27 protein-coding genes are annotated in these 21,945 nt (G+C 72.7%); 21 read left to right on the top strand and 6 right to left on the bottom strand.

From position 1 onward, the window contains the following. Window positions 1–161: 161 nt before the first annotated feature. The 3 genes from mshB to AC5L35_RS10820 are packed head-to-tail and all read left to right on the top strand — an operon-like array spanning window position 162 to window position 2,188. Window positions 162–1,046 carry an N-acetyl-1-D-myo-inositol-2-amino-2-deoxy-alpha-D-glucopyranoside deacetylase gene (gene mshB / locus AC5L35_RS10830; protein ID WP_495059448.1) on the top strand — a complete coding sequence of 295 codons (885 nt, stop codon included), beginning with the start codon at window positions 162–164 and terminating at the stop codon, window positions 1,044–1,046. Beyond that, window positions 1,030–1,428, top strand: coding sequence for a hypothetical protein (locus AC5L35_RS10825; RefSeq protein ID WP_495059447.1), 399 nt, complete (start codon window positions 1,030–1,032; stop codon window positions 1,426–1,428). The genes mshB and AC5L35_RS10825 overlap by 17 nt, the downstream gene beginning before the upstream one ends. Further along, a complete protein-coding gene (locus AC5L35_RS10820; protein ID WP_495059446.1) occupies window positions 1,421–2,188 on the top strand; it encodes a hypothetical protein in 768 nt (255 codons plus the stop codon). Before AC5L35_RS10825 ends, AC5L35_RS10820 begins: the two co-directional genes overlap by 8 nt. Window positions 2,189–2,212: 24 nt before the next feature. Here AC5L35_RS10820 and AC5L35_RS10815 read toward each other — a convergent pair whose 3' ends face one another. After that, window positions 2,213–3,178 (bottom strand): GNAT family N-acetyltransferase, encoded by a 966-nt coding sequence (locus tag AC5L35_RS10815; protein ID WP_495059445.1) that lies wholly within the window; start codon window positions 3,176–3,178, stop codon window positions 2,213–2,215. 115 nt (window positions 3,179–3,293) lie between these two features. Between AC5L35_RS10815 and fdxA the strand changes: the two genes are divergently transcribed. The 3 genes from fdxA to AC5L35_RS10800 all read left to right on the top strand — a co-directional run bounded on the left by fdxA (window position 3,294) and on the right by AC5L35_RS10800 (window position 5,950). After that, window positions 3,294–3,620: a ferredoxin gene (fdxA, locus tag AC5L35_RS10810; protein ID WP_169396823.1), complete on the top strand. Its 327-nt coding sequence runs from the start codon at window positions 3,294–3,296 to the stop codon at window positions 3,618–3,620. Between the two features lie 30 nt (window positions 3,621–3,650). Next, entirely contained in the window at window positions 3,651–4,748 is a 1,098-nt protein-coding gene (gene dapC / locus AC5L35_RS10805) for a succinyldiaminopimelate transaminase (protein ID WP_495059444.1), read from the top strand. A 62-nt stretch (window positions 4,749–4,810) separates the two neighbouring features. Beyond that, window positions 4,811–5,950 (top strand): MFS transporter, encoded by a 1,140-nt coding sequence (locus AC5L35_RS10800; protein WP_495059443.1) that lies wholly within the window; start codon window positions 4,811–4,813, stop codon window positions 5,948–5,950. Between the two features lie 12 nt (window positions 5,951–5,962). On the opposite strand, the gene dapD is transcribed toward AC5L35_RS10800, so the two are convergent. Next, complete coding sequence (gene dapD / locus AC5L35_RS10795) at window positions 5,963–6,913, bottom strand: 2,3,4,5-tetrahydropyridine-2,6-dicarboxylate N-succinyltransferase (RefSeq protein ID WP_495059442.1); 951 nt, start codon at window positions 6,911–6,913, stop codon at window positions 5,963–5,965. 170 nt (window positions 6,914–7,083) lie between these two features. On the opposite strand from dapD, the gene dapE reads away from it, so the two are divergent. The 9 genes from dapE to AC5L35_RS10750 all read left to right on the top strand — a co-directional run bounded on the left by dapE (window position 7,084) and on the right by AC5L35_RS10750 (window position 13,367). Continuing rightward, the gene (dapE, locus tag AC5L35_RS10790) at window positions 7,084–8,157 is read left to right on the top strand and encodes a succinyl-diaminopimelate desuccinylase (RefSeq protein WP_495059827.1); all 1,074 of its coding nucleotides are present in this window, start codon (window positions 7,084–7,086) and stop codon (window positions 8,155–8,157) included. A 97-nt stretch (window positions 8,158–8,254) separates the two neighbouring features. Continuing rightward, entirely contained in the window at window positions 8,255–9,034 is a 780-nt protein-coding gene (locus tag AC5L35_RS10785; protein ID WP_495059441.1) for an LOG family protein, read from the top strand. Further along, complete coding sequence (locus AC5L35_RS10780; RefSeq protein WP_495059440.1) at window positions 9,031–9,666, top strand: LOG family protein; 636 nt, start codon at window positions 9,031–9,033, stop codon at window positions 9,664–9,666. The genes AC5L35_RS10785 and AC5L35_RS10780 overlap by 4 nt, the downstream gene beginning before the upstream one ends. Before the next feature lie 62 nt (window positions 9,667–9,728). After that, a complete protein-coding gene (gene folP, locus AC5L35_RS10775) occupies window positions 9,729–10,544 on the top strand; it encodes a dihydropteroate synthase (protein WP_495059826.1) in 816 nt (271 codons plus the stop codon). Between the two features lie 159 nt (window positions 10,545–10,703). After that, window positions 10,704–11,633 (top strand): glucosyl-3-phosphoglycerate synthase, encoded by a 930-nt coding sequence (locus AC5L35_RS10770; protein ID WP_495059439.1) that lies wholly within the window; start codon window positions 10,704–10,706, stop codon window positions 11,631–11,633. Window positions 11,634–11,660: 27 nt separating this feature from the next. Next, window positions 11,661–12,005, top strand: coding sequence for a DivIVA domain-containing protein (locus AC5L35_RS10765; RefSeq protein WP_495059438.1), 345 nt, complete (start codon window positions 11,661–11,663; stop codon window positions 12,003–12,005). Next, window positions 12,002–12,496 carry an SRPBCC family protein gene (locus AC5L35_RS10760; RefSeq protein ID WP_495059437.1) on the top strand — a complete coding sequence of 165 codons (495 nt, stop codon included), beginning with the start codon at window positions 12,002–12,004 and terminating at the stop codon, window positions 12,494–12,496. The genes AC5L35_RS10765 and AC5L35_RS10760 overlap by 4 nt, the downstream gene beginning before the upstream one ends. Next, window positions 12,489–13,055, top strand: a complete 567-nt coding sequence (locus AC5L35_RS10755; protein ID WP_495059436.1) for a DNA-3-methyladenine glycosylase I — start codon at window positions 12,489–12,491, stop codon at window positions 13,053–13,055. Before AC5L35_RS10760 ends, AC5L35_RS10755 begins: the two co-directional genes overlap by 8 nt. Window positions 13,056–13,199: 144 nt before the next feature. Further along, window positions 13,200–13,367, top strand: coding sequence for a DUF3117 domain-containing protein (locus AC5L35_RS10750; RefSeq protein ID WP_084211001.1), 168 nt, complete (start codon window positions 13,200–13,202; stop codon window positions 13,365–13,367). A gap of 126 nt (window positions 13,368–13,493) precedes the next feature. Here AC5L35_RS10750 and AC5L35_RS10745 read toward each other — a convergent pair whose 3' ends face one another. Then, window positions 13,494–13,679, bottom strand: a complete 186-nt coding sequence (locus AC5L35_RS10745) for a hypothetical protein (protein ID WP_495059435.1) — start codon at window positions 13,677–13,679, stop codon at window positions 13,494–13,496. Between the two features lie 76 nt (window positions 13,680–13,755). On the opposite strand from AC5L35_RS10745, the gene AC5L35_RS10740 reads away from it, so the two are divergent. After that, entirely contained in the window at window positions 13,756–14,325 is a 570-nt protein-coding gene (locus AC5L35_RS10740) for a CGNR zinc finger domain-containing protein (protein ID WP_495059434.1), read from the top strand. 5 nt (window positions 14,326–14,330) lie between these two features. On the opposite strand, the gene glgA is transcribed toward AC5L35_RS10740, so the two are convergent. Continuing rightward, window positions 14,331–15,500 carry a glycogen synthase gene (glgA, locus tag AC5L35_RS10735; protein WP_495059433.1) on the bottom strand — a complete coding sequence of 390 codons (1,170 nt, stop codon included), beginning with the start codon at window positions 15,498–15,500 and terminating at the stop codon, window positions 14,331–14,333. Between the two features lie 188 nt (window positions 15,501–15,688). Here glgA and glgC point away from each other — a divergent pair, with 188 nt between their 5' ends. After that, window positions 15,689–16,939, top strand: coding sequence for a glucose-1-phosphate adenylyltransferase (glgC, locus tag AC5L35_RS10730; protein WP_495059432.1), 1,251 nt, complete (start codon window positions 15,689–15,691; stop codon window positions 16,937–16,939). A gap of 41 nt (window positions 16,940–16,980) precedes the next feature. Here glgC and AC5L35_RS10725 read toward each other — a convergent pair whose 3' ends face one another. Then, window positions 16,981–17,631, bottom strand: a complete 651-nt coding sequence (locus AC5L35_RS10725) for an O-methyltransferase (protein ID WP_433278683.1) — start codon at window positions 17,629–17,631, stop codon at window positions 16,981–16,983. Between the two features lie 242 nt (window positions 17,632–17,873). On the opposite strand from AC5L35_RS10725, the gene sigE reads away from it, so the two are divergent. The 4 genes from sigE to tatB all read left to right on the top strand — a co-directional run bounded on the left by sigE (window position 17,874) and on the right by tatB (window position 21,470). Continuing rightward, window positions 17,874–18,506: an RNA polymerase sigma factor SigE gene (sigE, locus tag AC5L35_RS10720; RefSeq protein ID WP_495059431.1), complete on the top strand. Its 633-nt coding sequence runs from the start codon at window positions 17,874–17,876 to the stop codon at window positions 18,504–18,506. Beyond that, window positions 18,503–19,288, top strand: a complete 786-nt coding sequence (locus tag AC5L35_RS10715; protein WP_495059430.1) for an anti-sigma factor family protein — start codon at window positions 18,503–18,505, stop codon at window positions 19,286–19,288. Before sigE ends, AC5L35_RS10715 begins: the two co-directional genes overlap by 4 nt. Window positions 19,289–19,376: 88 nt before the next feature. Beyond that, a complete protein-coding gene (locus AC5L35_RS10710; protein WP_495059429.1) occupies window positions 19,377–20,900 on the top strand; it encodes a S1C family serine protease in 1,524 nt (507 codons plus the stop codon). A 162-nt stretch (window positions 20,901–21,062) separates the two neighbouring features. Next, window positions 21,063–21,470 carry a Sec-independent protein translocase protein TatB gene (tatB, locus tag AC5L35_RS10705; protein WP_495059428.1) on the top strand — a complete coding sequence of 136 codons (408 nt, stop codon included), beginning with the start codon at window positions 21,063–21,065 and terminating at the stop codon, window positions 21,468–21,470. A 3-nt stretch (window positions 21,471–21,473) separates the two neighbouring features. Here the strand turns inward: tatB and AC5L35_RS10700 are convergent, their stop codons facing one another. Then, window positions 21,474–21,917 (bottom strand): nuclear transport factor 2 family protein, encoded by a 444-nt coding sequence (locus AC5L35_RS10700; protein ID WP_495059427.1) that lies wholly within the window; start codon window positions 21,915–21,917, stop codon window positions 21,474–21,476. Window positions 21,918–21,945 lie beyond the last annotated feature (28 nt).

Below are 21,945 nucleotides of genomic sequence, written 5' to 3'. Positions count from 1 at the left end.
CGTCGCATTTCGGGTGATGTTCGCGCACGGAGAGTAGCTGCCCAGATCGTTACGGCGAGCTGCCCGAATGTCACAAATCGGTTTCTGATGCTTACGAAGTCCGAGACCGGGCGAACCGGGCAGGTCCAGCGTGTGCTTGCCGCCGCACGTAGAGTGCGCTCGTGACGCCCGCTCCCCGGCGCCGGCTGCTCCTGGTGCACGCCCACCCGGACGACGAGACGCTCACCACCGGCGGCACGATCGCGCGCTACGCGACCGAGCCGGACACCTCGGTCACCCTGGTGACCTGCACCCTCGGCGAGCAGGGCGAGGTGATTCCTGCGGAGCTGGCGCTGCTCGCGCCGGAGGAGTCCGACCAGCTCGGTGGCTACCGGATCGGCGAGCTCACCCGCGCCTGCGCCGCGCTCGGGATCGGCGACCACCGCTTCCTCGGCGGGACGGGTCGCTGGCGCGACTCGGGCATGGCGCTGAGCGGGCACGGCGTACGGGCTGCCGTCCCCGAGCGGTTGCATCCCCGCGCGTTCGCCCGCCCGGAGGCCTTCGACGAGCAGGTGGACGAGCTGGCCGCGGTACTGGAGCAGGTGCGCCCGCAGGTGGTGGTGACCTACGCCGCCGACGGCGGCTACGGCCATCCCGACCATGTCCGTGCCCACGAGATCACCGTGGCGGCGGTGCGGCGGGTTCCGGCCCGGCTGTACTTCACGGTGATCGCCCGCTCGACGCTGGCGGCCGGGCGCGCCGCACTGGCGAACGCCAGCGGGCTGCCGTTCCGCATGCCGGGGCCCGACGAGCTGCCGAGCGTCCCGGATGCGGAGATCACCGCCCGCCTCGACGTCACGGCGCAGCGCGCTGCCAGGATCGCGGCGATGCGGGCCCACGCCACCCAGATCGCCCTCTGGGAGGGAGACGGCACGCTCGCGCTGGCGATGAGCAACCTCATCGCCCAACCGCTGCTCGACGTGGAGGAGTACGTGGCGGCTCAGGGTGCAGGCGACCGATCTGCGCGGGAACCGATCGGGGACCTGTTCGATGACGACGATGAATGAGCCGGAGCCACCGGCGGTCTCCGACGGGACGCTGCTCGGGCTGCTCGTCCTCGACGGCGTGCTGGTGGGTGGTCTGGGGCTGGTGTTCACCCCGCTCTACCTGGGCGGTGTGCCCGTGCCGCTCGGGGTCCTGCTCTCGGTGCTGGTCCTGCCGTGGCTCGTGTTCCGGGCGGGAGAGATCGACGTGCGGCCGTCCCGTGCGGGTGCCCCCCTGCTGGGGTGGGTGCTCACCGTCGGGGTGCTCGGCCTCGCCGGGCCCGGTGGCGATGTGATGCTGCCGGCCACGTGGCAGTCGCTCCTGCTGGCGGTCGGCGGTATCGGGGCCGGGCTGTGGGCGTTGCGCAGCGTGCTCAACTCCGAGTACCGGAGGAACAGTGGCTGATCCGGCCTCCGACGGGCCCATCCCCGACAGCGCGATCGTCGGGGTGCTGCGGCCGTTCGTGCGGGCCACCCGCCCGGTGCTCGACGGGTTGCGCGAAGCCGACCCGTTCGGCCTGCGGGCGCGCGTCCGGTCGTCCGACTTTCCCGCGTTGGGGATGCGGGAGCGGCTGCTCGACATGCTGGCCGGCGTCGAGGTGCCCGGCACCTCGGCCTGGGCCGGGATGGACGTCGAGGCCCGTTCGCGCTGGTGGGTGCGCCGGGTGGGGCGCTTCACCACGCTGGTCGCCGCCGTGCCCGGGCTGGGCGGTGCGCTGCTGAGCAGGCTGCCCGTGTCCAAGGTGCTGGGGGCCGCAGGGCAGGGGCTGCTGCTGGTCGCGATCGCGGGGGAGCACGGGGTCCGCGAGGAGGACGAGCTCGTGGCCCTGCTGGGCGCGGTGATGTTCCGGCGTGAGCTGACCGTGCGCCCTCCCAGCACGGCGGACGACGCTGCTGCCGACGCCCGTGCCGCCGAGCTGACCGCCGACCTCGCGAAGCCCGACGACCGCCAGCCCATGGTGGCGCGCGTCGCGAAGGTGGTGTGGCGGCTCGGCCGGGCCCTGTTCGCGGTGGAGGACGAGCTCGACAAGCGCCCGCACGGGAACTTCCTGCACGAGGGTCTCGGGATGCTGCCGGTCGTCGGGGTGCTCGGAAAGTACCTCGGCGAGTGGTCCGGGCTCAAGCGCGCGGCGCGGGAGGCGGAGAAGCGGCTCCACGGCCGGTGAGCCCGGGGCGGGTCAGGGTCGAGGTCAGCGTGGCGGGGGCACCAGATAGCGGTACTGGTGGTGCTCGACGTAGCCGAGGCGCTCGTAGAGCGCCAGCGCGCCGGTGTTGTGCAGCGCCACCTGCAGTACCGCCCAGCGGGCGCCGTGCTCCCGGCCCCACCCCGCCGCCGAGGCGAGCAGCGCCGTCGCGAGCCCCTGCCGTCGGGCGGTCTGCGTGACCTCCAGCATCGACACGTGCAGGTGGTCCTCCACGACAGTGGCCCGGACCGTGCCGATGACGGATCCGTGCGGGCCGGGGACCTGCGCGAACACGGTGCGGGGGCGGCCACCCGGATCGAGGACGTGTCGCTGGGCGGGCGTCGGGGGCCCACCCAGCCCGAGCTCCCACCACGCGTCGGAGGGCCGCTCCGGCAGCTCCACGCGAGGGTCGCGGGTGCCGTCGAGGGGCGCCACCAGCACCGCGACCTCGGCGCCACGCTGGTGGCCGACGTCGAGCACCCAGCCCTGCGCCGTCACGGCCCGGTCCCACGGCGAGCCGACCGGCACGTGCACACGCGGCCGGATCGCCTGCTCCCTGGCGAACGAGCGCACTTCGTCGAGCGCGGCCGGGACCGGCATGCCCGGGTCCCCGATGGCGAGACCGGCGTTGGCGCGACCGGTGTAGCCCTGCGCGGCACGCAGCCGCCAGGCCCCGAGCGGCCGGTCGACCACCGCGGGCCAGGCGTCCGCGCAGAGGCCTTCCAGCCGGGTGATCGCGGCCAGGGACGCCCGGCGCGGCGGGGCAGGGGGCACCGAGCGCACGGCGACCACGGCGGCGCGGTCGACGTGGACGGGGCCGCGCCGGGTCTGCACCAGCACCACACCCGGGCCGGACACGCTGAGCTCGCCGACCGCGTCGGTGTAGAGGAGGCGGCCGTCGCGCTGCCCGATGCGGTACCGCAGCGCCACCCGCTGCCCGATGAGCTCGTCGGAGATCTCCACCTGGCCCATCCTGGTGCAGGATCCCGTCGCCGGTACGAGCCTTGTCACACTGCCCCGGCTCCCGGTTACCTCAGCTACAGGGACATACTGAGGGACATCTGAACGCCCGAGTGGAGGACCACCCGTGACCTACGTGATCGCCGAGCCCTGCGTCGACCTCCTGGACAAGGCGTGTATCGAAGAGTGCCCGGTGGACTGCATCTACGAGGGCGGCCGGATGCTCTACATCCATCCTGACGAGTGCGTCGACTGCGGTGCCTGTGAGCCCGTCTGCCCTGTCGAGGCGATCTACTACGAGGACGACGTCCCCGAGCAGTGGAGCGCTTACACCAAGGCGAATGTCGACTTCTTCGACGAGCTGGGCTCGCCCGGTGGTGCGTCGAAGATCGGCAAGGTCGAGCGGGACGTCGAGCCGGCCCTGAGCCTGCCGCCGCAGCAGCACGACGAGTAAGGAGACCTACGCAGTGACGGTCGCTGCCGCATGGTGAAGATCGAACTCCCGGACTTTCCCTGGGATTCCCTCGCCGACGACACGAAGCTCGCCAAGGCCCACCCCGACGGGATCGTGGACCTATCGGTGGGAACTCCGGTCGATCCGGTTCCGGCCGTGGTGCGCGCGGCTCTCACCGGCCCCGCCGCCGACGAGCCCGGCTATCCGACCACCCACGGTCCGGACTCACTGCGCGAGGCACTGGCAGGCGCTCTGTCCCGCCGGTTCGGCGTCACCGTCGACCCGGTGTCGGTCCTCCCCACGATCGGTCTCAAGGAGACCGTCGCCTGGCTGCCCACCCTTCTCGGGGTCGGAGCAGGAGACCTCGTGGTGATCCCGGAGCTCGCCTACCCGACCTACGAGGTCGGTGCGCGGCTGGCCGGTGCCGACTTCGTCCGCTCCGACTCCACCGCGCGGCTCGGCCCGCAGCGGGTCGCGCTGGTCTGGCTGAACTCCCCGTCCAACCCGACGGGGAAGGTCCTGCCGCGCGAGCACCTCCGCAAGGTCGTCGAGTGGGCTCGCGAGCGCGGCGCGGTGGTGGCGTCCGACGAGTGCTACCTGTCGCTGGCGCCCGCAGACCAGAATGCGGTCTCGGTGCTGCATCCCGACGTCTGCGGCGGCTCCCACGAGAACCTGCTGGCCCTGCACTCCATGTCGAAGTCCTCCAACATGGCGGGCTACCGGGCGTCGTTCCTCACGGGCGACCCGTCGCTGGTCGCGAGCCTGCTGGAGCTGCGCAAGCACCTCGGCATGATGGTTCCGCGGCCGGTGCTGGCGGCGTTGGCCGCCGCGGCGTCCGACGACACCCACGTGGCGGCGCAGGCCGAGATCTACGTCCGGCGCCGCGCGCGGCTGCGCACCGCGCTGGAGGCCGCCGGGATGCGCGTCGACCACTCCGAGGCGGGGCTGTACCTGTGGGCCACCGCGGGTGAGGACGGCCGGGCCACGGTGCACAGGCTGGCGAAGCTGGGTGTCCTGGTGGCGCCAGGGGAGTTCTACGGACCGGCGGGCGCCCAGCACGTGCGGGTGGCCCTCACGGCGTCCGACGAGCGGATCGCGGCGGCGGCGGAGCGGTTGCCCGCGGCGTGACCCCAGGCACGGGGACAGCGTCGTCCTCGGGGGCCGGAACACAGAGGGTCCGGCCCGGTGTCGTGCTGCTCGGGCTGCTCGCACTCGCGATCAACCTCCGTGCGGCGCTGGCCGGTTATCCGCCGCTGCTGGAGACGGTGCGCGACGAACTCGGCACCTCATCGGGTGTCGCCGGATTCGTCCAGGCGGCTGCCGTGCTCATGATGGCCGCGGGCTCGTTCGCCGGCTCCTCGCTCGGGGCCCGGTTCGGGCGTGAGCGCGCTCTGGGCGGCGCGGTCGGGCTGGTGGCGCTGGGCAGCGCGGTGCGCGGCATACCCGCGCTGGCGAGCCTGATCGGCGGGAGCCTGCTCGCCGGACTCGGCATCGGGCTGGCCGGGGTGCTGATCGCCGGCGTGGTCAAGGAGCACCTCGCGGAGCGGGCCGGTGCCGTGACCGGTGCCTATGTGGTCTCGATGATGGTCGGGGCCACCGTCGCCAGTGCCGTGGCCGTGCCGCTGGCCACCGCGCTGGGCGGCTGGTCGCTCTCGCTCGCCGTGTGGGCGGTGCCGGCGGCGCTCGCCGTGGCCGTCTGGGTGCCGGTGGCACGGCGGACGGCCGTGCCGGACCGCGACGCTGCGCGCGCGCCGTTGCCCTGGCGACACGGGTTCGCGCGGCTCGCCGCGTGCTACCAGGCCGGCACCTCGCTGCTGTTCTACGGCTGGCTCACCTGGCTCTCGCCGTACTACGAGGGGCAGGGCTGGAGCCCCCAGCGGGCCGGGCTCCTCCTGGCCGTCTGGAGCGTCGCGCAGATCCCCGCTGCCCTGCTCGCCCCGGCACTCGCGGAACGGCGCCGCCGCTGGCGGTTCTGGGCCGGCCTGACGCTGGCCTGCGGCGTGGTGGGCACGGTCGGCGCGATGCTGCTGCCGATGCCGTCGGGCGCCGCTCCGTGGGTGTGGGCGGCGCTGCTCGGGATCGGGGTGGGTGCGGGCTTCCCGCTCGGCCTCACCGTGATCGCCTGGCGCACCCCGGACGGCGCCGCCAGCGCCGCCACCAGCGGGCTGGCCCTGGGCGTCGGTTACGTCAGCGCGGGACTCGGCCCGTTGCTGATGGGCGTGCTGATCGACCTGAGCAAGGGGTTTCCGGCCGCGATCGCCGTGCTGCTGGCGGCGGCCGCGCTCCAGGCCTGGGCGATCTGGCGGATCGGCGACCGGCCCGCCACGTGACGCCCGGAGGCGTCAGTTGGTGTGCAGGGCGCTGTTGAGCTCGATGCCCTCACCGGTGCGGGCCAGCACCTCGACGGCCCCGGTCACCGAGTTGCGCCGCAGCAGCATCCCGTTGCGCCCGGAGAGAGTGCGCGCGGCTGCCTTCTCACCGGTGGGGAGCACCACCTTCGTGCCCGCGGTGACGTACAGCCCTGCCTCGACCACGCAGTCGTCTCCCAGGGAGATCCCGATCCCCGCGTTGGCCCCGATGAGGCACCGCTTGCCCACCGAGACCACCTCCTTGCCGCCGCCGGAGAGCGTCCCCATGATCGACGCTCCGCCCCCGACGTCGGAGCCGTCGCCCACGAGCACCCCGGCCGAGATCCGGCCCTCGACCATGGACGCGCCGAGCGTTCCCGCGTTGTAGTTGACGAAGCCCTCGTGCATGACCGTGGTGCCCTCGGCCAGGTGGGCCCCCAGCCGCACGCGGTCGGCGTCGGCGATCCGGACGCCCGAAGGGAGGACGTAGTCGACCATCCGCGGGAACTTGTCCACGCCCAACACGGTGACCGGGCCCTCGGCGCGCAGCCGGGCGCGGGTGAGCTCGAAGCCCGGCACGGCGCACGGGCCGCGGCTGGTCCACACCACGTTGGCGAGCAGCCCGAAGACGCCGGCGAGGTTCACCTCGTGCGGGGCGACCAGGCGGTGGCTGAGCAGGTGCAGCCGCAGGTAGACGTCGTGCGCGTCGACCGGTGGGTCGGCCAGCGACTCGATCGCGGTGCGCACCACGACGGTGCGCACGCCACGGACGTCGTCGGTGCCGGCCAGGGGCTCGAGGTCGGCTGCGACGTCCGGCGCGTCCGCGCCCAGAGCGGGCGAGGGGAACCAGGTGTCGAGAACGACGCCGTCACCGCCGTCAGCGGGCAGGGTGACGGTGGCGAGGCCGGTGCCGGAGGCGCCCTCCCGGCGGGGTGCGGTGCTCACGCCACCACGGTATCCGCCCGCCGGCCCCAACCCGCGGCCGGAACCGCCGCCACGGGCGGTTCACGAGGTTCAGGAAAGCCACTTTGCTGCCCTGAGAGGGCCTGAAAGTGGCTTTCCTGAACCTTCGCGGGGGGTGGTGAGGGTGGCGGGTAGCGTCGGTCCGCGTGACGATCCCCGCGCTGGACCTCACCGCCGACCCCGTCGACCTGTGCGCCGCGCTCGTCGACGTGCCCAGCGTCTCCGGTGCCGAGCGCGTGCTCGCCGACGCCGTGGAACGGGCGCTGCGGGAGCAGGCTCCCCACCTCGAACTCCTGCGGTCCGGCGACGCGGTGCTCGCCAGGACGAACCTCGGACGCGAGCGCCGCGTGCTGCTCGCGGGGCACCTCGACACCGTCCCGATCGCCGACAACGTGCCCAGCAGGCGGGACGGGGACCTGCTCTACGGCTGCGGCACGACGGACATGAAGTCGGGCGACGCCGTGATCGCCCACCTGGCGGCCACCGTCACCGAGCCGCGCCACGACCTCACGGTCGTGTTCTACGAGTGCGAGGAGGTGGAGGCCGCCCGCAACGGGCTCCTGCGCATCGAGCGCGAGCACCGGGACTGGCTGCAGGCCGACCTCGCGATCCTCAGCGAACCGACCAACGCAGGCGTGGAGGCCGGGTGTCAGGGCACGCTCCGCGCCGAGGTCACCACCCGCGGCCGGCGCGCCCACTCCGCGCGGTCCTGGCACGGCACCAACGCGATCCACGCCGCCGCCGCCGTGCTCGACCGGCTGAACGCCTACACCGCCCGCGAGGTCGACATCGACGGCTGCGTCTTCCGCGAGGGGCTGCAGGCGGTGCGGATCGGCGGTGGTGTTGCCATGAACGTGGTGCCCGACGAGTGCGTCGTCACGGTCAACTTCCGGTTCGCCCCCGACCGGGACGGAGCGGCGGCCGAGGCACACGTTCGTGAGGTGTTCGACGGGTTCGAGCTCGCCGTCACCGATCTCGCGCCCGGCGCCCTTCCCGGGCTCGGCGAGCCCGCCGCCGGCGAGTTCATCGTGGCGACCGGAGCGACGCCGTCGGCCAAGTTCGGCTGGACCGACGTCTCGCGCTTCGCCGCACTCGGCATCCCCGCGGTGAACTACGGCCCCGGCGACCCGAACCTCGCCCACACCCGCGAGGAGCACGTCGACACCCGGCAGATCACCGACACCGCGGCCGTCCTGCGCCGGTTCCTGGCTCCCGAGGGCCGCTGAGAGCGCCCGCGCCGTTGACGGAACGGCGGGCGCCGCGGGGCGCCCGGGCGGGCGGCGGCCCGGCACGGTGGGCATCGGTCTCATTACTCTGGCGACCATGACCGCCAGCGGGAACCGGCGTCCTGACGACAAGCAGCCCGAGCAGAAGCAACGTGGCCCGGTGGTGCTGCGGGGTGAGTACCGCAACGAGACCTCCACCACCGACCAGCGGCTTCTGGACTCACGCGGGCCCAGCGACTGGGTGCACACCGACCCGTGGCGCGTGCTGCGGATCCAGGCCGAGTTCGTCGAGGGCTTCGGCATGCTCGCCGAACTGCCGCGCGCCGTCACCGTGTTCGGCTCCGCCCGCACCCCGCGCGACCATCTCGAGTACGCCCAGGGCCGCGCACTGGGCACCGCGCTGGCCGAGGCCGGGTTCGCGGTGATCACGGGCGGTGGCCCCGGCGTGATGGAGGCCGCCAACAAGGGTTGCTCCGAGGCGGGTGGGCTCTCGGTCGGGCTCGGGATCGAGCTGCCGTTCGAGCAGGGCCTCAACGACTGGGTCGATCTCGGCATCAACTTCCGGTACTTCTTCGCCCGCAAGACGATGTTCGTCAAGTACTCGCAGGCGTTCGTCTGCCTTCCCGGTGGCTTCGGCACGCTCGACGAGCTGTTCGAGGCGCTCACCCTGGTGCAGACGAAGAAGGTCACGAAGTTCCCCGTGGTGCTGCTGGGCAGCGAGTACTGGGGCGGCCTCTACGACTGGATCGCCAACACGGTGCACACCAGCGGCAAGGTCGGGGACAAGGACCTGGCGCTCCTGCACGTCACCGACGACGTCGACGACGCCGTGAAGATCGTCCAGGAGGCCTGGCGGGCGTGGGAGGAGGCGCATTGAGCGAGCTTGCGAGCGAAACACCGGCATTGAGCGAGCTTGCGAGCGAGACATCGAACTCGTCCGCGCGGCCGCTCGCCGTCTGCGTCTACTGCGCGTCCATCGAGGGCATCCCGTCGCACTACCTCGACCTCGCCGCCGAGGTGGGCCGCCAGATCGCCGCGCGCGGCTGGGGCCTGGTGTCGGGGGGCGGCCGGTCCGCGATGATGGGCGCGCTCGGCGTCGCGGCGCGGGCGGCCGGGGCGCGCACCACCGGGGTCATCCCGCGCGCGCTCGTCGACCTCGAGTGGGCCGACCACGACTCGGACGAGCTGCTCCTCGTCGACACCATGCGCGAGCGCAAGGCGCTGATGGAGGCCCACGCCGACGCCTTCCTGGCGCTGCCGGGGGGCATCGGCACCTGCGAGGAGCTCTTCGAGGTGTGGACGTCGGGCTACCTGCGGATGCACCCCAAACCGGTGGTGCTGCTCGACCCGGACGGGCACTACACGGGCCTGCTCGACTGGGTGCGCGGGCTGGGTGAGCGCGGGTTCGTGCGGCCGGAGGCGCTGACCCGCCTGGTGGTCGTCACCGACGTGGCCGCCGCTCTCGACGCCTGCGCCAGCCCGGTGGACATGTCACGATCCCCGTCGTGACGGGTACGGCCGGCCTCATCCGGTTCGGGAAGCGCGTACCGGCCCAGGACCGGGCGCTGGTGATGGCGATCGTCAACCGCACACCCGACTCGTTCTACGACCGGGGCGCGACGTTCGCCGACGACGCCGCCATGCGGAAGGTCGACGCCGCGCTCGCCGAGGGCGCGGACATCATCGACGTGGGAGGCGTGAAGGCGGGCCCGGGCCCCGAGGTGGACGTCGCCGAGGAGATCCGCCGGGTCGTCCCGTTCGTCGCGGCCGTCCGCGAGCAGTACCCGGACGTCGTGATCAGCGTGGACACCTGGCGCGCCGAGGTCGGGAGGCTGGCCGTCGCCGAGGGCGCCGACCTGATCAACGACACGTGGGCGGGCGCCGACCCCGCGCTGGGCGAGGTGGCCGCCGCCACCGGCGTGGGCATCGTGTGCTCCCACACGGGCGGTGCGGTGCCGCGGAGCAGGCCGCACCGCGTGCGCTACACCGACGTCGTGGCCGAGGTGCTGGCTGACGTCTGCGGCCAGGCGGAGCGGCTCGTGGGGCTCGGGGTGCCCCGGGAAGGCATCCTCGTCGACCCGACGCACGACTTCGGCAAGAACACCTTCCACGGGCTCACCCTGCTGCGGCGCTGCGGCGAGCTGGTGGCCGCCGGCTGGCCGGTGCTCATGGCGCTCTCCAACAAGGACTTCATCGGCGAGACGCTGGGCGTCGCGGAGGTGACCGACCGGCTCGAGGGCACCCTGGCGGCCACGGCGCTGGCTGCCGCGGCCGGTGCGCGGGTCTTCCGCGCCCACGAGGTGGCCGCCACCCGCCGCACCGTCGACATGGTGGCCGCGATTACGGGTACCCGGTCACCGTCTCGAACGGTCCGTGCCCTGGCGTGACGCGCCGCGTCACCGACACGGTCGAGAGGTTGACCACCGCCGCCGTTGATCACCACTAGCCTCCTTCACCACCACCGACGACCGGAACACGCGTCACCGGCACCACAGCATCAGTCGGCAACGAGGCCGGCCCCTTCGAGCGTGTAGGAGAGGCCCACCATGGACCGCATCGCGGAGGACTGGTTCCGCCGTCGCACGTGGCAGGAACCGAGCTGGCACGTCGATGAGCTGGTGGCGGCGAAGGCAGGCCGTCGCGTGTCCGTCGTGCTGCCCGCCCTCGACGAGGAAGCCACCGTAGGGGCGATCGTCGCGGCGATCGTGCCGCTGACGCGCGGGGCGTCCCCGCTGGTGGACGAGCTGATCGTGGTGGACTCCGGGTCCACCGACCGCACTGTCGAGGTCGCGGCGGAGGCCGGGGCCACGGTGGTGCTGCGCACCGACGTCCTCCCCGATCTCGTGCCCGTGCCGGGCAAGGGGGAGGTGCTGTGGCGCTCGCTCGCCGCCACCACCGGTGACGTCATCTGTTACCTCGACTCGGACCTGATCGACTTCGACGCCGGTTTCGTACCGGCGCTGCTCGGCCCACTGCTCACCGAGCCGGGTGTCGCGCTGGTCAAGGGCTTCTACCGGCGTCCGCTGCGGTTGGAGGCGGCCGAAGCCGACAACGGTGGGGGCCGGGTCACCGAGCTGCTCGTGCGGCCGTTGCTCGCGGCGCTGCGGCCCGAGCTCGCCGCTGTCGTGCAACCGCTGGGAGGGGAGTACGCCGGCACCCGGGAGCTGCTGGAGTCGGTGCCCTTCGCGGCCGGGTACGGGGTCGAGATCGGGCTCCTGCTCGACACCTACGCCACGTCGGGGCTGGACGCGCTGGCACAGGTCAACCTCGGTGTGCGGAAGCACCGCAACCGCTCGCTGCTGCAGTTGGGGGTGATGGCGCGCCAGATACTCGCGGCGGCACTCACCCGATGTGGTGTGCCGGACACGGGGGCGCCTCTCACCCAGTTCCTGCAGGTAGACGGCGAATGGCTGCCCTCTCACACGAAGGTCGCGGTCGCCGAGCGACCCCCGATGCGTGAGGTCTTGGTGCGCTGATCCGGCACCCGTGGTGGGATTGCCCGGGTGGGGACCGCGCTGATCTATCTGATAGTCGTCGCTGCGGTTGCCGCGGCGCTGTTCGGGCTGGCCGCGGTCGTGTTCGGGCGCGGCGAGGAGCTGGCACCGCTGCCTCCCGGCACCACGCCGACACGACTGCCTGCGGGTGAGCTCGACGGCGAGGACGTCCGGGAGCTGCGGTTCCAGCAGGCGCTGCGCGGCTACCGGATGGACGAGGTCGACTGGGTGCTCGACCGGCTGGCCGACGAGCTCGACCGGTCCGGGGTGGAGCGCGACGGACTGCTGGCCCGGGTCGCGGAGCTGGAGGCCGAGCTCGCGTCGGCCGGGATGCCCGCCGAGGGCGAACGGTGAACGAGCGTGCTGGCTCCCGGGTCGAGCTGACGATCCCGGTCGACGTCGAGGCGCCCGCCGAGGCCGTCTGGCGGATGGTCACCGACTGGGAAGGGCAGGGCGAGTGGATGCTCGGCACCCGGGTCGACGTCATGAGCGCAGGTGACGGCCGGGAGCTGGGCGCACAGCTGCGCGCCGTGACGGGGGTCGGGCCGCTGGCGTTCGCGGACACGATGGAGATCGTGGAGTGGACCGTGCCGGCGGAGGGCGGTCCGCGGCGGTGCGTCGTGCGCCACACCGGCAAGGTGGTGCGCGGCGACGGGGTGTTCGAGGTGGTCGAGCTGGCGCCCGGGCGCGCGAGGTTCGTGTGGTCGGAGCTGCTGGACCTGCCGCTCGGGGCGGTCGGCCGGTTCGGCTGGGTGCTGGTGCGGCCCGCGTTCCGGGCCGGTGTCGCCCACTCCCTGCGCCGCATGGCCAGGCTGTGCGAGGCGAGGTACCGCGCCGGTGCCTGAGTCCGACGCGCGGCAGCGGTGCGGGTGGGCAGGCACCGCCGCGGAGTACGTCGCCTATCACGACGACGAGTGGGGCTGCCCGCTGCACGGGATCCCCACGATGTTCGAACGGCTGAGCCTGGAGGCGTTCCAGTCGGGGCTGTCGTGGCTGGTCATCCTGCGCAAGCGGCCGGCGTTCCGCGAGGCGTTCGCGGGCTTCGACCCCGCGACGGTGGCCGGCTTCGGCGCCGCGGACGTGGAGCGGCTGCTGACGGATGCCACGATCGTGCGCAACCGGGCGAAGATCGAGGCCACCGTGAACAACGCCCGCCGGGTACTGGAGCTGGACCGGCCCCTCGACGAGCTGCTGTGGTCGTTCGCGCCGGATCCGGCCGCCCACCGGCGGCCTGCCACGCTCGCCGAGGTGCCCGCCACCAGCGTGGAGTCCGTGGCGATGGCCAAGGAGCTGAAACGCCGCGGCCTGCGCTTCGTCGGACCCACCACCTGCTACGCGCTGATGCAGGCCGCCGGGCTCGTCGACGATCACGTAGCGGGGTGTTGGCGTGCCTCGTCCCGGTGACGCCGCAGGTGTCGATCCGGGAGAGTTGATCGCTCCGGTTACACCCCGGCCCGGTGGATGAGGAAAGATGTTCGCAGCATCCCCGCCGCGCGCTTCCCCCGGCGCAGCGGCGCACCCTGCAAACGACGACGGAGGGAGCAGGAGATGGCGGCGATGAAGCCCCGGACCGGCGACGGTCCCCTGGAGGTGACCAAGGAGGGTCGGGGCATCGTGATGCGCGTCCCGCTCGAGGGCGGCGGCCGTCTGGTCGTCGAGATGTCGGCCGAGGAGGCCAGCGACCTCGGCGACGCGCTGAAAGCCGCCTCTGGCTGAAACGAACGAGTACGGGCCCCGCACCACGGGGCAGCGCCGGGTTCCTGAACGGCACCGACGAACGGAACGCACCGTCCGCCGGTGCCGTTCGTCGTTCCTCGTTCGGGGGACGCCCGGACGGGTGGGCTATCTGGTGTCGGCCGACCAGGCCACCGGCGCGGCGACCGGGCCCGAACTACCGCCCGCAGTGACGAGCTGGATCGACAGCGTGCCGCACACACAGCGCCGGTAGCGCACCCAGCCCTGAGATGTCGGGTGGGTCGACAGCACCGCCGCCTCGTCGGCGGGCCATCCGCAGCGCTCGCACCTCATGATCTGCGGCCCCTCTCCGGTAATAGGTATCCTTTGTTGGCATGTTACACAGCAAACGGGCTGGAGTAATAGACCAATGAACTTCATCGGTTACCGCAGTGACGCGCTCGGCGCTGCCGTCGCGCTGGTCAACGAAGTGAGCGCGGGTCCGGGCGGACAGGCGGAGACCGAGGACCAGCAGCCCGACCGGATGCGATCGGTGCTCGTGGCGCACGGCTACCTCGCCGAGCAGGCGCCCGACTCGGTCGAGCCTGCACTGCGGGCGTGGGCGCGCCGGCTGCGCACCGTGTTCGACATCGCCGAGGTGGAGGAGGCGGCCGTGGCGGTCAACGCCCTGCTCGCCGACGTCCGCGTCGAGCCGCACCTGTCCAACCACGACGGCCAGGAGTTCCACCTGCACTACACGCCGCCCGAGGCGGACGTGGTCGACCGGCTGCGCACCAGCACCGCGTTCGCGCTGGCGATGCTGGTGTCGGAGTACGGCGTGGACCGGCACGGGCGCTGCGCGGCAGAGGGCTGCGCGCGGGTGTACGCCGACACCTCGCGCAACGCCGCCCGTCGCTACTGCTCACCCGCGTGCGCCAACCGCTCAGCAGTGGCCGCCCACCGGGCCAGGGCGCGGGCGTCGGGTGCCGCCGTGCGCTGACGCGGTCAGCACACGGCCCGGTAGATCTCCACGGTGCGCTCCGCCGCCTGTTCCCAGGCGAACTCCCGCTCGGCCCGCACCCGGCCGGCCGCCCCCATCGCCGCAGCCCGCCCGGGGTCGGCCAGCAGCGTGTTCACCGCATCGGCGAGGCCCGTCCGGAACTCGTCGACGGCGTGCTCGTCGAAGTGCACCAGCAGTCCGGTGCCGCCGTCGGCGACGACCTCGGGGATGCCGCCCACGTCCGAGGCCACCACGGCGGTGCCGCAGGCCATCGCCTCGAGGTTGACGATCCCGAGCGGCTCGTAGACCGACGGGCAGACGAACACCGTGGCCGCCGACAGCAGCTGTCGCACCTCCGAGGTGGGCAGCATCCGGCGGACCCACACCACTCCCGGACGTGACTCGCTGAGCTCGGCGACGGCCTTCTCGGTCTCCTCGGCGATCTCCGGGGTGTCGGGCGCCCCGGCGCACAGCACGATCTGGGCCTCGTGGTCGATCTCGTGCGCCGCGGCCACGAGGTGCGCGAGCCCCTTCTGCCGGGTGATGCGCCCGACGAACACCACGCTCGGCCGGTCGGGGTCCACGCCCGCGGCGCGGACCGCGTCACGGGCCGGGTCGGGGTGGTAGAAGGCGGTGTCGATGCCGTTGTGCACCACATGGACGCGAGCGGGGTCCAGCGCCGGGTAGCAGTCGAGGACGTCGCGCCGCATCCCCTCGCTCACCGCGATCACCGCGTCGGCGTTCTCGTAGGACGTGCGTTCCACCCACGACGAGAGCCGGTACCCGCCGCCGAGCTGCTCGGCCTTCCACGGCCTGCGCGGTTCGAGGGAATGGGCGGTGACCACGTGCGGCACGCCGTGCAGGATCTTGGCCAGGTGCCCGGCCATGTTGGCGTACCAGGTGTGGGAGTGGGCCAGGTCGATGGCGGGCGGGCCGGCCAGCGCCGCGACCATCGACAGGTCGACACCGAGGGTCTGCAGTGCCGGGTTGGCACCGGCCAGCCCGGTGGGAGCGACGTGCGCGTACGTGTTCGCCTGCTCGGGGCGCGGCTCTCCGAAACAGTGCACGTCGACGTCGATCAGCGCGCGCAGCGCGGGCACGAGATGTTCGACGTGTACGCCGGCTCCGCCGTAGACGTCCGGGGGGTACTCGCGGGTGAGCAGACCGATGCGCACACCGGGACGGTAGGGCATTAGCGTCGGCACGGCATTGACCAGGAGAGTGGCGGGTACATCGGAGGCATGATGTTCGCCGGTTCGACTCTTGCCAACGGTGGCCCGCCACGGTCCGAGAGCACTAGTGTCGGCGGCGTGACGATGCTGCCGGCACGCCAGGGCCCTGTGCCCACCGACGGAGCGCCGGAATGACCGCGGCCCGCCTGTCGCCCGCCTCGCCCCGAGCGATGGCCGCCAACGTGCTCGGCATCGTGCTCGCAGGTGGCGAGGGGAAGCGGCTCTGGCCGCTCACCGCCGACCGGGCCAAGCCCGCCGTGCCCTTCGGGGGCCACTACCGGTTGATCGACTTCGTGTTGTCCAACCTGGTCAACTCCGGGATGCACCGCATCTGCGTGCTCACGCAGTACAAGTCGCACTCGCTCGACCGCCACATCTCCACCACCTGGCGGCTCTCCAGCGTGCTCGGGCAGTACATCACCACCGTGCCGGCGCAGCAGCGGCTGGGGCGGCGCTGGTACACCGGGAGCGCCGACGCGATCTTCCAGAGCCTCAACCTCGTCTACGACGAGCGGCCGGACTACATCGCGGTCTTCGGCGCCGACCACGTCTACCGGATGGATCCCGGCCAGATGCTGGCCCGCCACATCGAGAGCGGCGCGGGAGTCACCGTCGCCGGCATCCGGGTGCCCCGGGCCGAGGCGAAGGCGTTCGGCGTGATCAACTCCGACGCCGAGGGCCGGATCACCGAGTTCCTCGAGAAGCCGTCCGACCCGCCGTCGGTGCCCGACGACCCGGACGTCACCTTCGCGTCGATGGGCAACTACATCTTCACCACCGAGGTGCTGCTCGACGCGCTGCGCGTCGATGCCGAGGACGGCGACTCCGACCACGACATGGGCGGCGACATCATCCCGAGGCTGGTGCGCCAGGGTGACGCCGCGGTGTACGACTTCGCCGACAACGTCGTGCCCGGCGCCACCGACCGCGACTCCGGCTACTGGCGCGACGTCGGCACCGTCGACGCCTACTACGAGGCGCACACCGACCTCGTCTCGGTGCACCCGATCTTCAACCTCTACAACGACCGCTGGCCCATCCGCACCGCCATGGCGCCCCTGCCGCCCGCCAAGTTCGTGGAGGGTGGCATCGCCCAGGACTCGATCGTCGGAGCCGGCACGATCATCTCCGGCGCCATCGTCCGGCGCTCGGTGATCAGCCCGAACGTCCGCATCGAGGCAGGCGCGGAGGTGTCCGACTCCGTGGTGCTGCCCGGTGTGCGGGTCGGGCGGGGGGCCGTGGTGCGTGGCGCGATCCTCGACAAGAACGTGGTGATCCCGGACGGCGCGCTCGTCGGCGTGGATCTCAGCCTGGACCGGGCCCGCTACACGGTCAGCCAGGGTGGCGTCGTCGTGCTTGGCAAGGGCGCCACCGCGCTCTGAGGGCGGCTGCGCCTCACCGGGGCCACCGGGGCGCGGGCCTCTCAGGCCGTCTTGACCGCCGCGAGCAGGCCACCGCCGAGGGGCAGCAGCACGGGCGCCAGCCGGTCGTCGTCGCGGACCTGACGCGCCACCTCGCGGAGCGCCACCGTGCCTGCGTCGGTGACGTCCGGGTCGAGGACGCCGGGCGAGAGCACCCCGTGCAGCGCGATGATGCCGCCGCCGCGCAGCAGCCGGACGGCCTCGTCGAGGTAGCGCGGGTAGTCGGCCGGGCCGGCGTCGACGAACACCAGGTCGTAGCCACCGTCGGTGAGCCGGGGCAGCACCTCGAGACCCAGCCCGTTGATCAGCCGGAGCCGCGACGGCCCGTACCCGGCAGCGGTGAACGACTGCCGCGCGGCGCGTTGGTTCTCGGGGTCGATGTCGATCGAGGTGAGCACTCCGTCGCCGGCCATCCCGCGCAGCAGCCACAGCCCGCTGACGCCCATCCCGGTGCCGACCTCGACGACCGCCCTCGCCGCCGTGCCTGCCGCGAGGAAGCGGAGTCCGGCTCCCGCTCCAGGGCCTACCGGAGCGTTGCCACGCCGCGCCGCAGAGGCTCTCGCCGCGAGGAGTACGTCGTCCTCGGGGAGGTAACCTTCGACGTGGTCGCGCAACGCCCACGGGTCGGGAGCGCTGTCCGGGCGGCCGGTCATGGTCAAAAGGCTACTGTGCTGGCTGTTTTCCGCGCTGTTGGCCCGTCGGTCGGGGTCGTCGGCCGCCGGAGGGCCCGTTGGTTTCACAGGTTTCTCTCAGTCGTCTCTCACACCACGTTCACGGCCATCAGGCACGGTAGGTTGCATCGGTCGGGGTCGTCGACCGCTGAAGGCCCGGGGGAACGTCTATCTCCGGTGCTTCGTTGGTCGGAGGCACGCCCGCCGCAGGAGGTTGACCCACCATGACCGACGGCTCCGCCACGCTGCTGAGCGGTACGGTGCTGCCCGGTGAGGGAGCCGAATGGACGCCCCCGAGCTGGGACGACGTCGTCCGGGAGCACGCGGACCGGGTCTACCGCCTCGCGTACCGGCTCACCGGCAACCCGCACGACGCCGAGGACCTCACCCAGGAGACGTTCGTCCGGGTGTTCCGGTCACTCGCGGCCTACAAGCCCGGCACGTTCGAGGGCTGGCTGCACCGCATCACCACCAACTTGTTCCTCGACATGGTGCGCCGCCGTTCCCGCATCCGGATGGAGGCGCTCCCCGAGGACTCCGACCGGCTGCCCGGCCGGGGCCCGGAGCCGGAGCAGGTCTTCTCCGAGACCCACCTCGACCCGGTGCTGCAGGCCGCGCTCGACGAACTTCCTCCGGAGTTCCGGGCCGCGGTCGTCCTGTGTGACGTGGAGGGACTCTCCTACGAGGAGATCGGCGCCACCCTCGGCGTGAAGCTGGGTACGGTGAGAAGCAGGATCCACCGTGGACGGGCTGCCCTGCGCAGCGCGCTGGAGCGTCACCGCGCGGCCGAGGCGCAGAGTGCCGCCGCCACCGCGGAGGATTCCGACGTCGGTGTGCTGGAGGAGGTTCGCGGGTGAGCGAAGGGCGCTGGCGCATCACGGTGACGCCCCCCGACTGGGGGCAGGATCACCTGTCGTCCGACGCCATCGTCGCCTATGTCGACGACGAGCTCGCCCAGGGTCCGCACGAGCGGGCCACGCAGCACATCGCCGGGTGCGCGGAATGTGAGGCGCAGGTACTCGCCCAGGGGCAGACGCGTTCGGCGCTGCGCACCGCGGGAGGCCCGGTTCTGCCGTCCACGCTCCTCAGCACCCTCCGCTCGATCCCGGAGAGCGCCGAGCTGCCGCCTCCGCCCGCCGGGCTCGCAGTCACCCCGGACGGTCAGTTCGTCTCCGTGCTCCGCCCGCAGACCGACAACCTCGCCCTCGCAGGCGCCGAGCACGCCTCCGGCGCCGAGACCTCACCGGCGGTCCACGGCAGGCGCAGGCCACCGGGACGCTCCCCGGTGCAGCGGCGGATCCGGCTCGGCACGGGTGTGGCGGTGTCGGGCCTCGCGCTCGGCGCGCTCGCCTACGGCCTGCCTCCCACCTCCACCGGGCCCGGTGCGTCCACCAGCGGCCCGTTCGGCGGCTCGGTGCTCGGTGGCGGCACGGCGAGGACCATCGTCGACGGGCCCGGCCTGCTCGACGCGCAGATGCGGCTGGAGCGCGCCGTGAGCCGCGACTCCGACTCCGGCGCCCCCGACCCCGACTCCGACCCCGACTCCGACCTCGGCACCATCACCGGCTCGGAGTTCGAACCCGATCTCCTCGAGGGTCGGCTCGACGTGGTCCCCGGCTCCTTCATCGGTATGCCCTGAGCCGTCTCGACCCGGCTACGCGGACTTCACTGCCACTGGGGCAGGCTGAGGGACGTACGGTCGGCACACCTCAGGAGCCTGCAGCGCGATGAACGAACGCAGCCCTGCGACGCGTTCGAGCGATCGCGCGGGCGGTGAGCCCCCGCGGCTCGGACCGCGCCCGCTGGAGCGCACGCCCGTCGATCCGGGCGCGGCGGAGATGTTCGGACGCCCCAACGGCGTGGAGGGCGGCTTCGCAGCCCCGCGGGGTGACACTCCGGCCCCTTCTCCCGCCACCCTGGCCGCTCCGCCGCCTGCCGCCCTCGCCAGTGCCTTCGGCAGGCCGACCGGCGATGCACCGGCGTTGCAGCGGCCTCCGGGCGGCAGCAGTACCAACGGTGCCGAGCCCGACGACGCGTTCTGGGTCGACGGCGCCGACCGCGACCCGTGGCGCGACCCGGACAGCGCTGTCGCTCTCGGTCCGCCCGCGGCTCCGGACCGGCCGGCCGGGGCCCCGCCCCGCGGCGAGGGCCCCCGGCTCAGCCTGCGGGAGCTGGTGTTCGGCCGTCGGGTCGATCCGCGGGCGCTGGCCGCGCTGGCACTCGTCGCGGTGCTGATCGGCGCGGCGGGCGGGTTCATCGGACGGCTGACGGCCGACGGCGCCAGCGGGCTCACCGATCCCGACCCGACGATCACCCAGACCATCGACGCGAAGGAGCGCCCGCCCGGCTCCGTGGCCGACATCGCCAGGCGCACCGTGCCCGCCGTCGTCTCGATCGAGATCAGGGTCGGCCAGGAGGGCGGCACGGGTTCCGGCGTCATGATCGACCCGGCCGGCTACATCCTGACCAACAACCACGTGGTCGCCCCGGCCGCCGGTGCCAACGGTGCGCAGATCGAGGCGATCTTCCACGACGGCACGCGCACCGCCGCCCGGATCGTCGGGCGCGACCCGAAGACCGACCTGGCCGTCGTCAAGGTAGACGTGGCCAACCCGGTGGTCGCCACCATCGGTTCCTCTGCCGGGCTCGTCGTCGGCGACGGTGTGCTCGCCATCGGCTCGCCGCTCGGCCTCGTCGGCACGGTCACCGACGGCATCGTGAGCGCGCTCAACCGGCCGGTCCGGCTCGACGGCAGCGGTGCCGACGCCAACGCGGTGATCGACGCGATCCAGACCGACGCCGCCATCAACCCGGGCAACTCGGGAGGCCCGCTCGTCGACTCCACCGGCGCGGTCGTGGGCATCAACACCGCGATCCGCAGCCTCGGCATGGGCGAGGGCGGCTCGATCGGCCTCGGCTTCGCCATCCCCATCGACGACGCCCGCACGATCGCCGAGGAGCTGATCCGCACCGGCGTGGTCACCCACGCCGAGATCGGGATCAACGCCCGGTCGGTCAGCGACGGCACCACCGACGGCGCCCAGGTGCAGAACGTGCAGCAGGGCGGCGCGGCTGCGCTGGCCGGCATCGTCGAGGGCGACGTGATCGTGCGGGTGGGGGACCGGCCGATCGCGGGCGCGGACGAGCTGGTCGTGGCGGTCCGGGAGCACAACCCGGGCGACGCGCTGCCGGTCCAGCTGATCAGGGACGGCAGGCCGCTGACCGTCTCGGTGGTCCTGACGTCCGACTGAACGCAACCGCCCGCTGAGATCGTCCCCTGCGCTGAGGTCGTCCCCTGCGCTGAGGTCGTCCCCTGCGCTGAGATCGTCCCCTGCGCTGAGATCGCCACAGCCTGCGCTCGTGTTCACATACTGTCGGCTCTCCGGACGCGTGTTGGCCCGTACGATGGTCAGGTGTTCGAGAGCGTCGGCTGGGGCGAGATAGTCGTGTTGGTCGTGGCCGGGTTGTTCATCCTCGGTCCCGAGCGGCTTCCGTCTGCCGCGGCATGGGTGGGCCGCTCGGTCCGGCAGGTCAAGGAGTTCGCCAACGGGGCGCGCGACCAGCTCCGCGGCGAGCTCGGCCCGGAGTTCGACGAGCTGCGCAAGCCGCTCGAGGAGCTGCGCGGGCTGCGGGACCTCCACCCGCGCAACGCCGTGCGCCGCACGCTCTTCGACGACCCGGAGCCGAAGCCCAACGGCTTCGCGCCCGGTCCGAACCTCACCAAGAGCAACGGCACGCCGCAGGCCCGCCCGGCTGCGCCGCAGCCCCCGGCACCGCTGGCCCGCAACGAGCGTCCGCCGATCGACCCCGACGCCACCTGAGCGTCAGCCGCCTGTTGGCGCCACGGCATCGGCTATCGCGGCGGTGTCCCAGTAGAACGGGCGGACCTCGCTGATCCGGCTGTCCCGCACGGTGACGGTCTGCAGGATCGGGAAGCGGAGCTCTCGGCCGGTGGCACGGGCCCGTGCCCGGACATGGGTGAGGACCACGATCGGTCCTTCCTCGACCAGGAACTCCTGCTGGAGCATCTCGAAGATCTCCCAGGTCCGCCTCATCGCGACGAAGAACCGTTCCATGCCGTCGTGGCCGCGCCAGGTTCCCCCGTAGGGAAGTGTCTCGGCCTGGTGCAGAACGACGTCCGGGGCGAAGAACGGCGCGAGGCGCTCGAAGCTCGCCACGCCCGCTCCGCCTGCGGCGAGGTACTCCGTCTCGGCCGCGTACATCCCTGTCAGTACCGCGATGGGCTCGTTCATTGCCGTCGTGCGCATGACACCAGGGTGGTGGCTGCGGCGGGAC

Source organism: Pseudonocardia sp. OZ21 (assembly GCF_059359135.1).
This window is presented reverse-complemented; position numbering and strand designations above follow the sequence as displayed.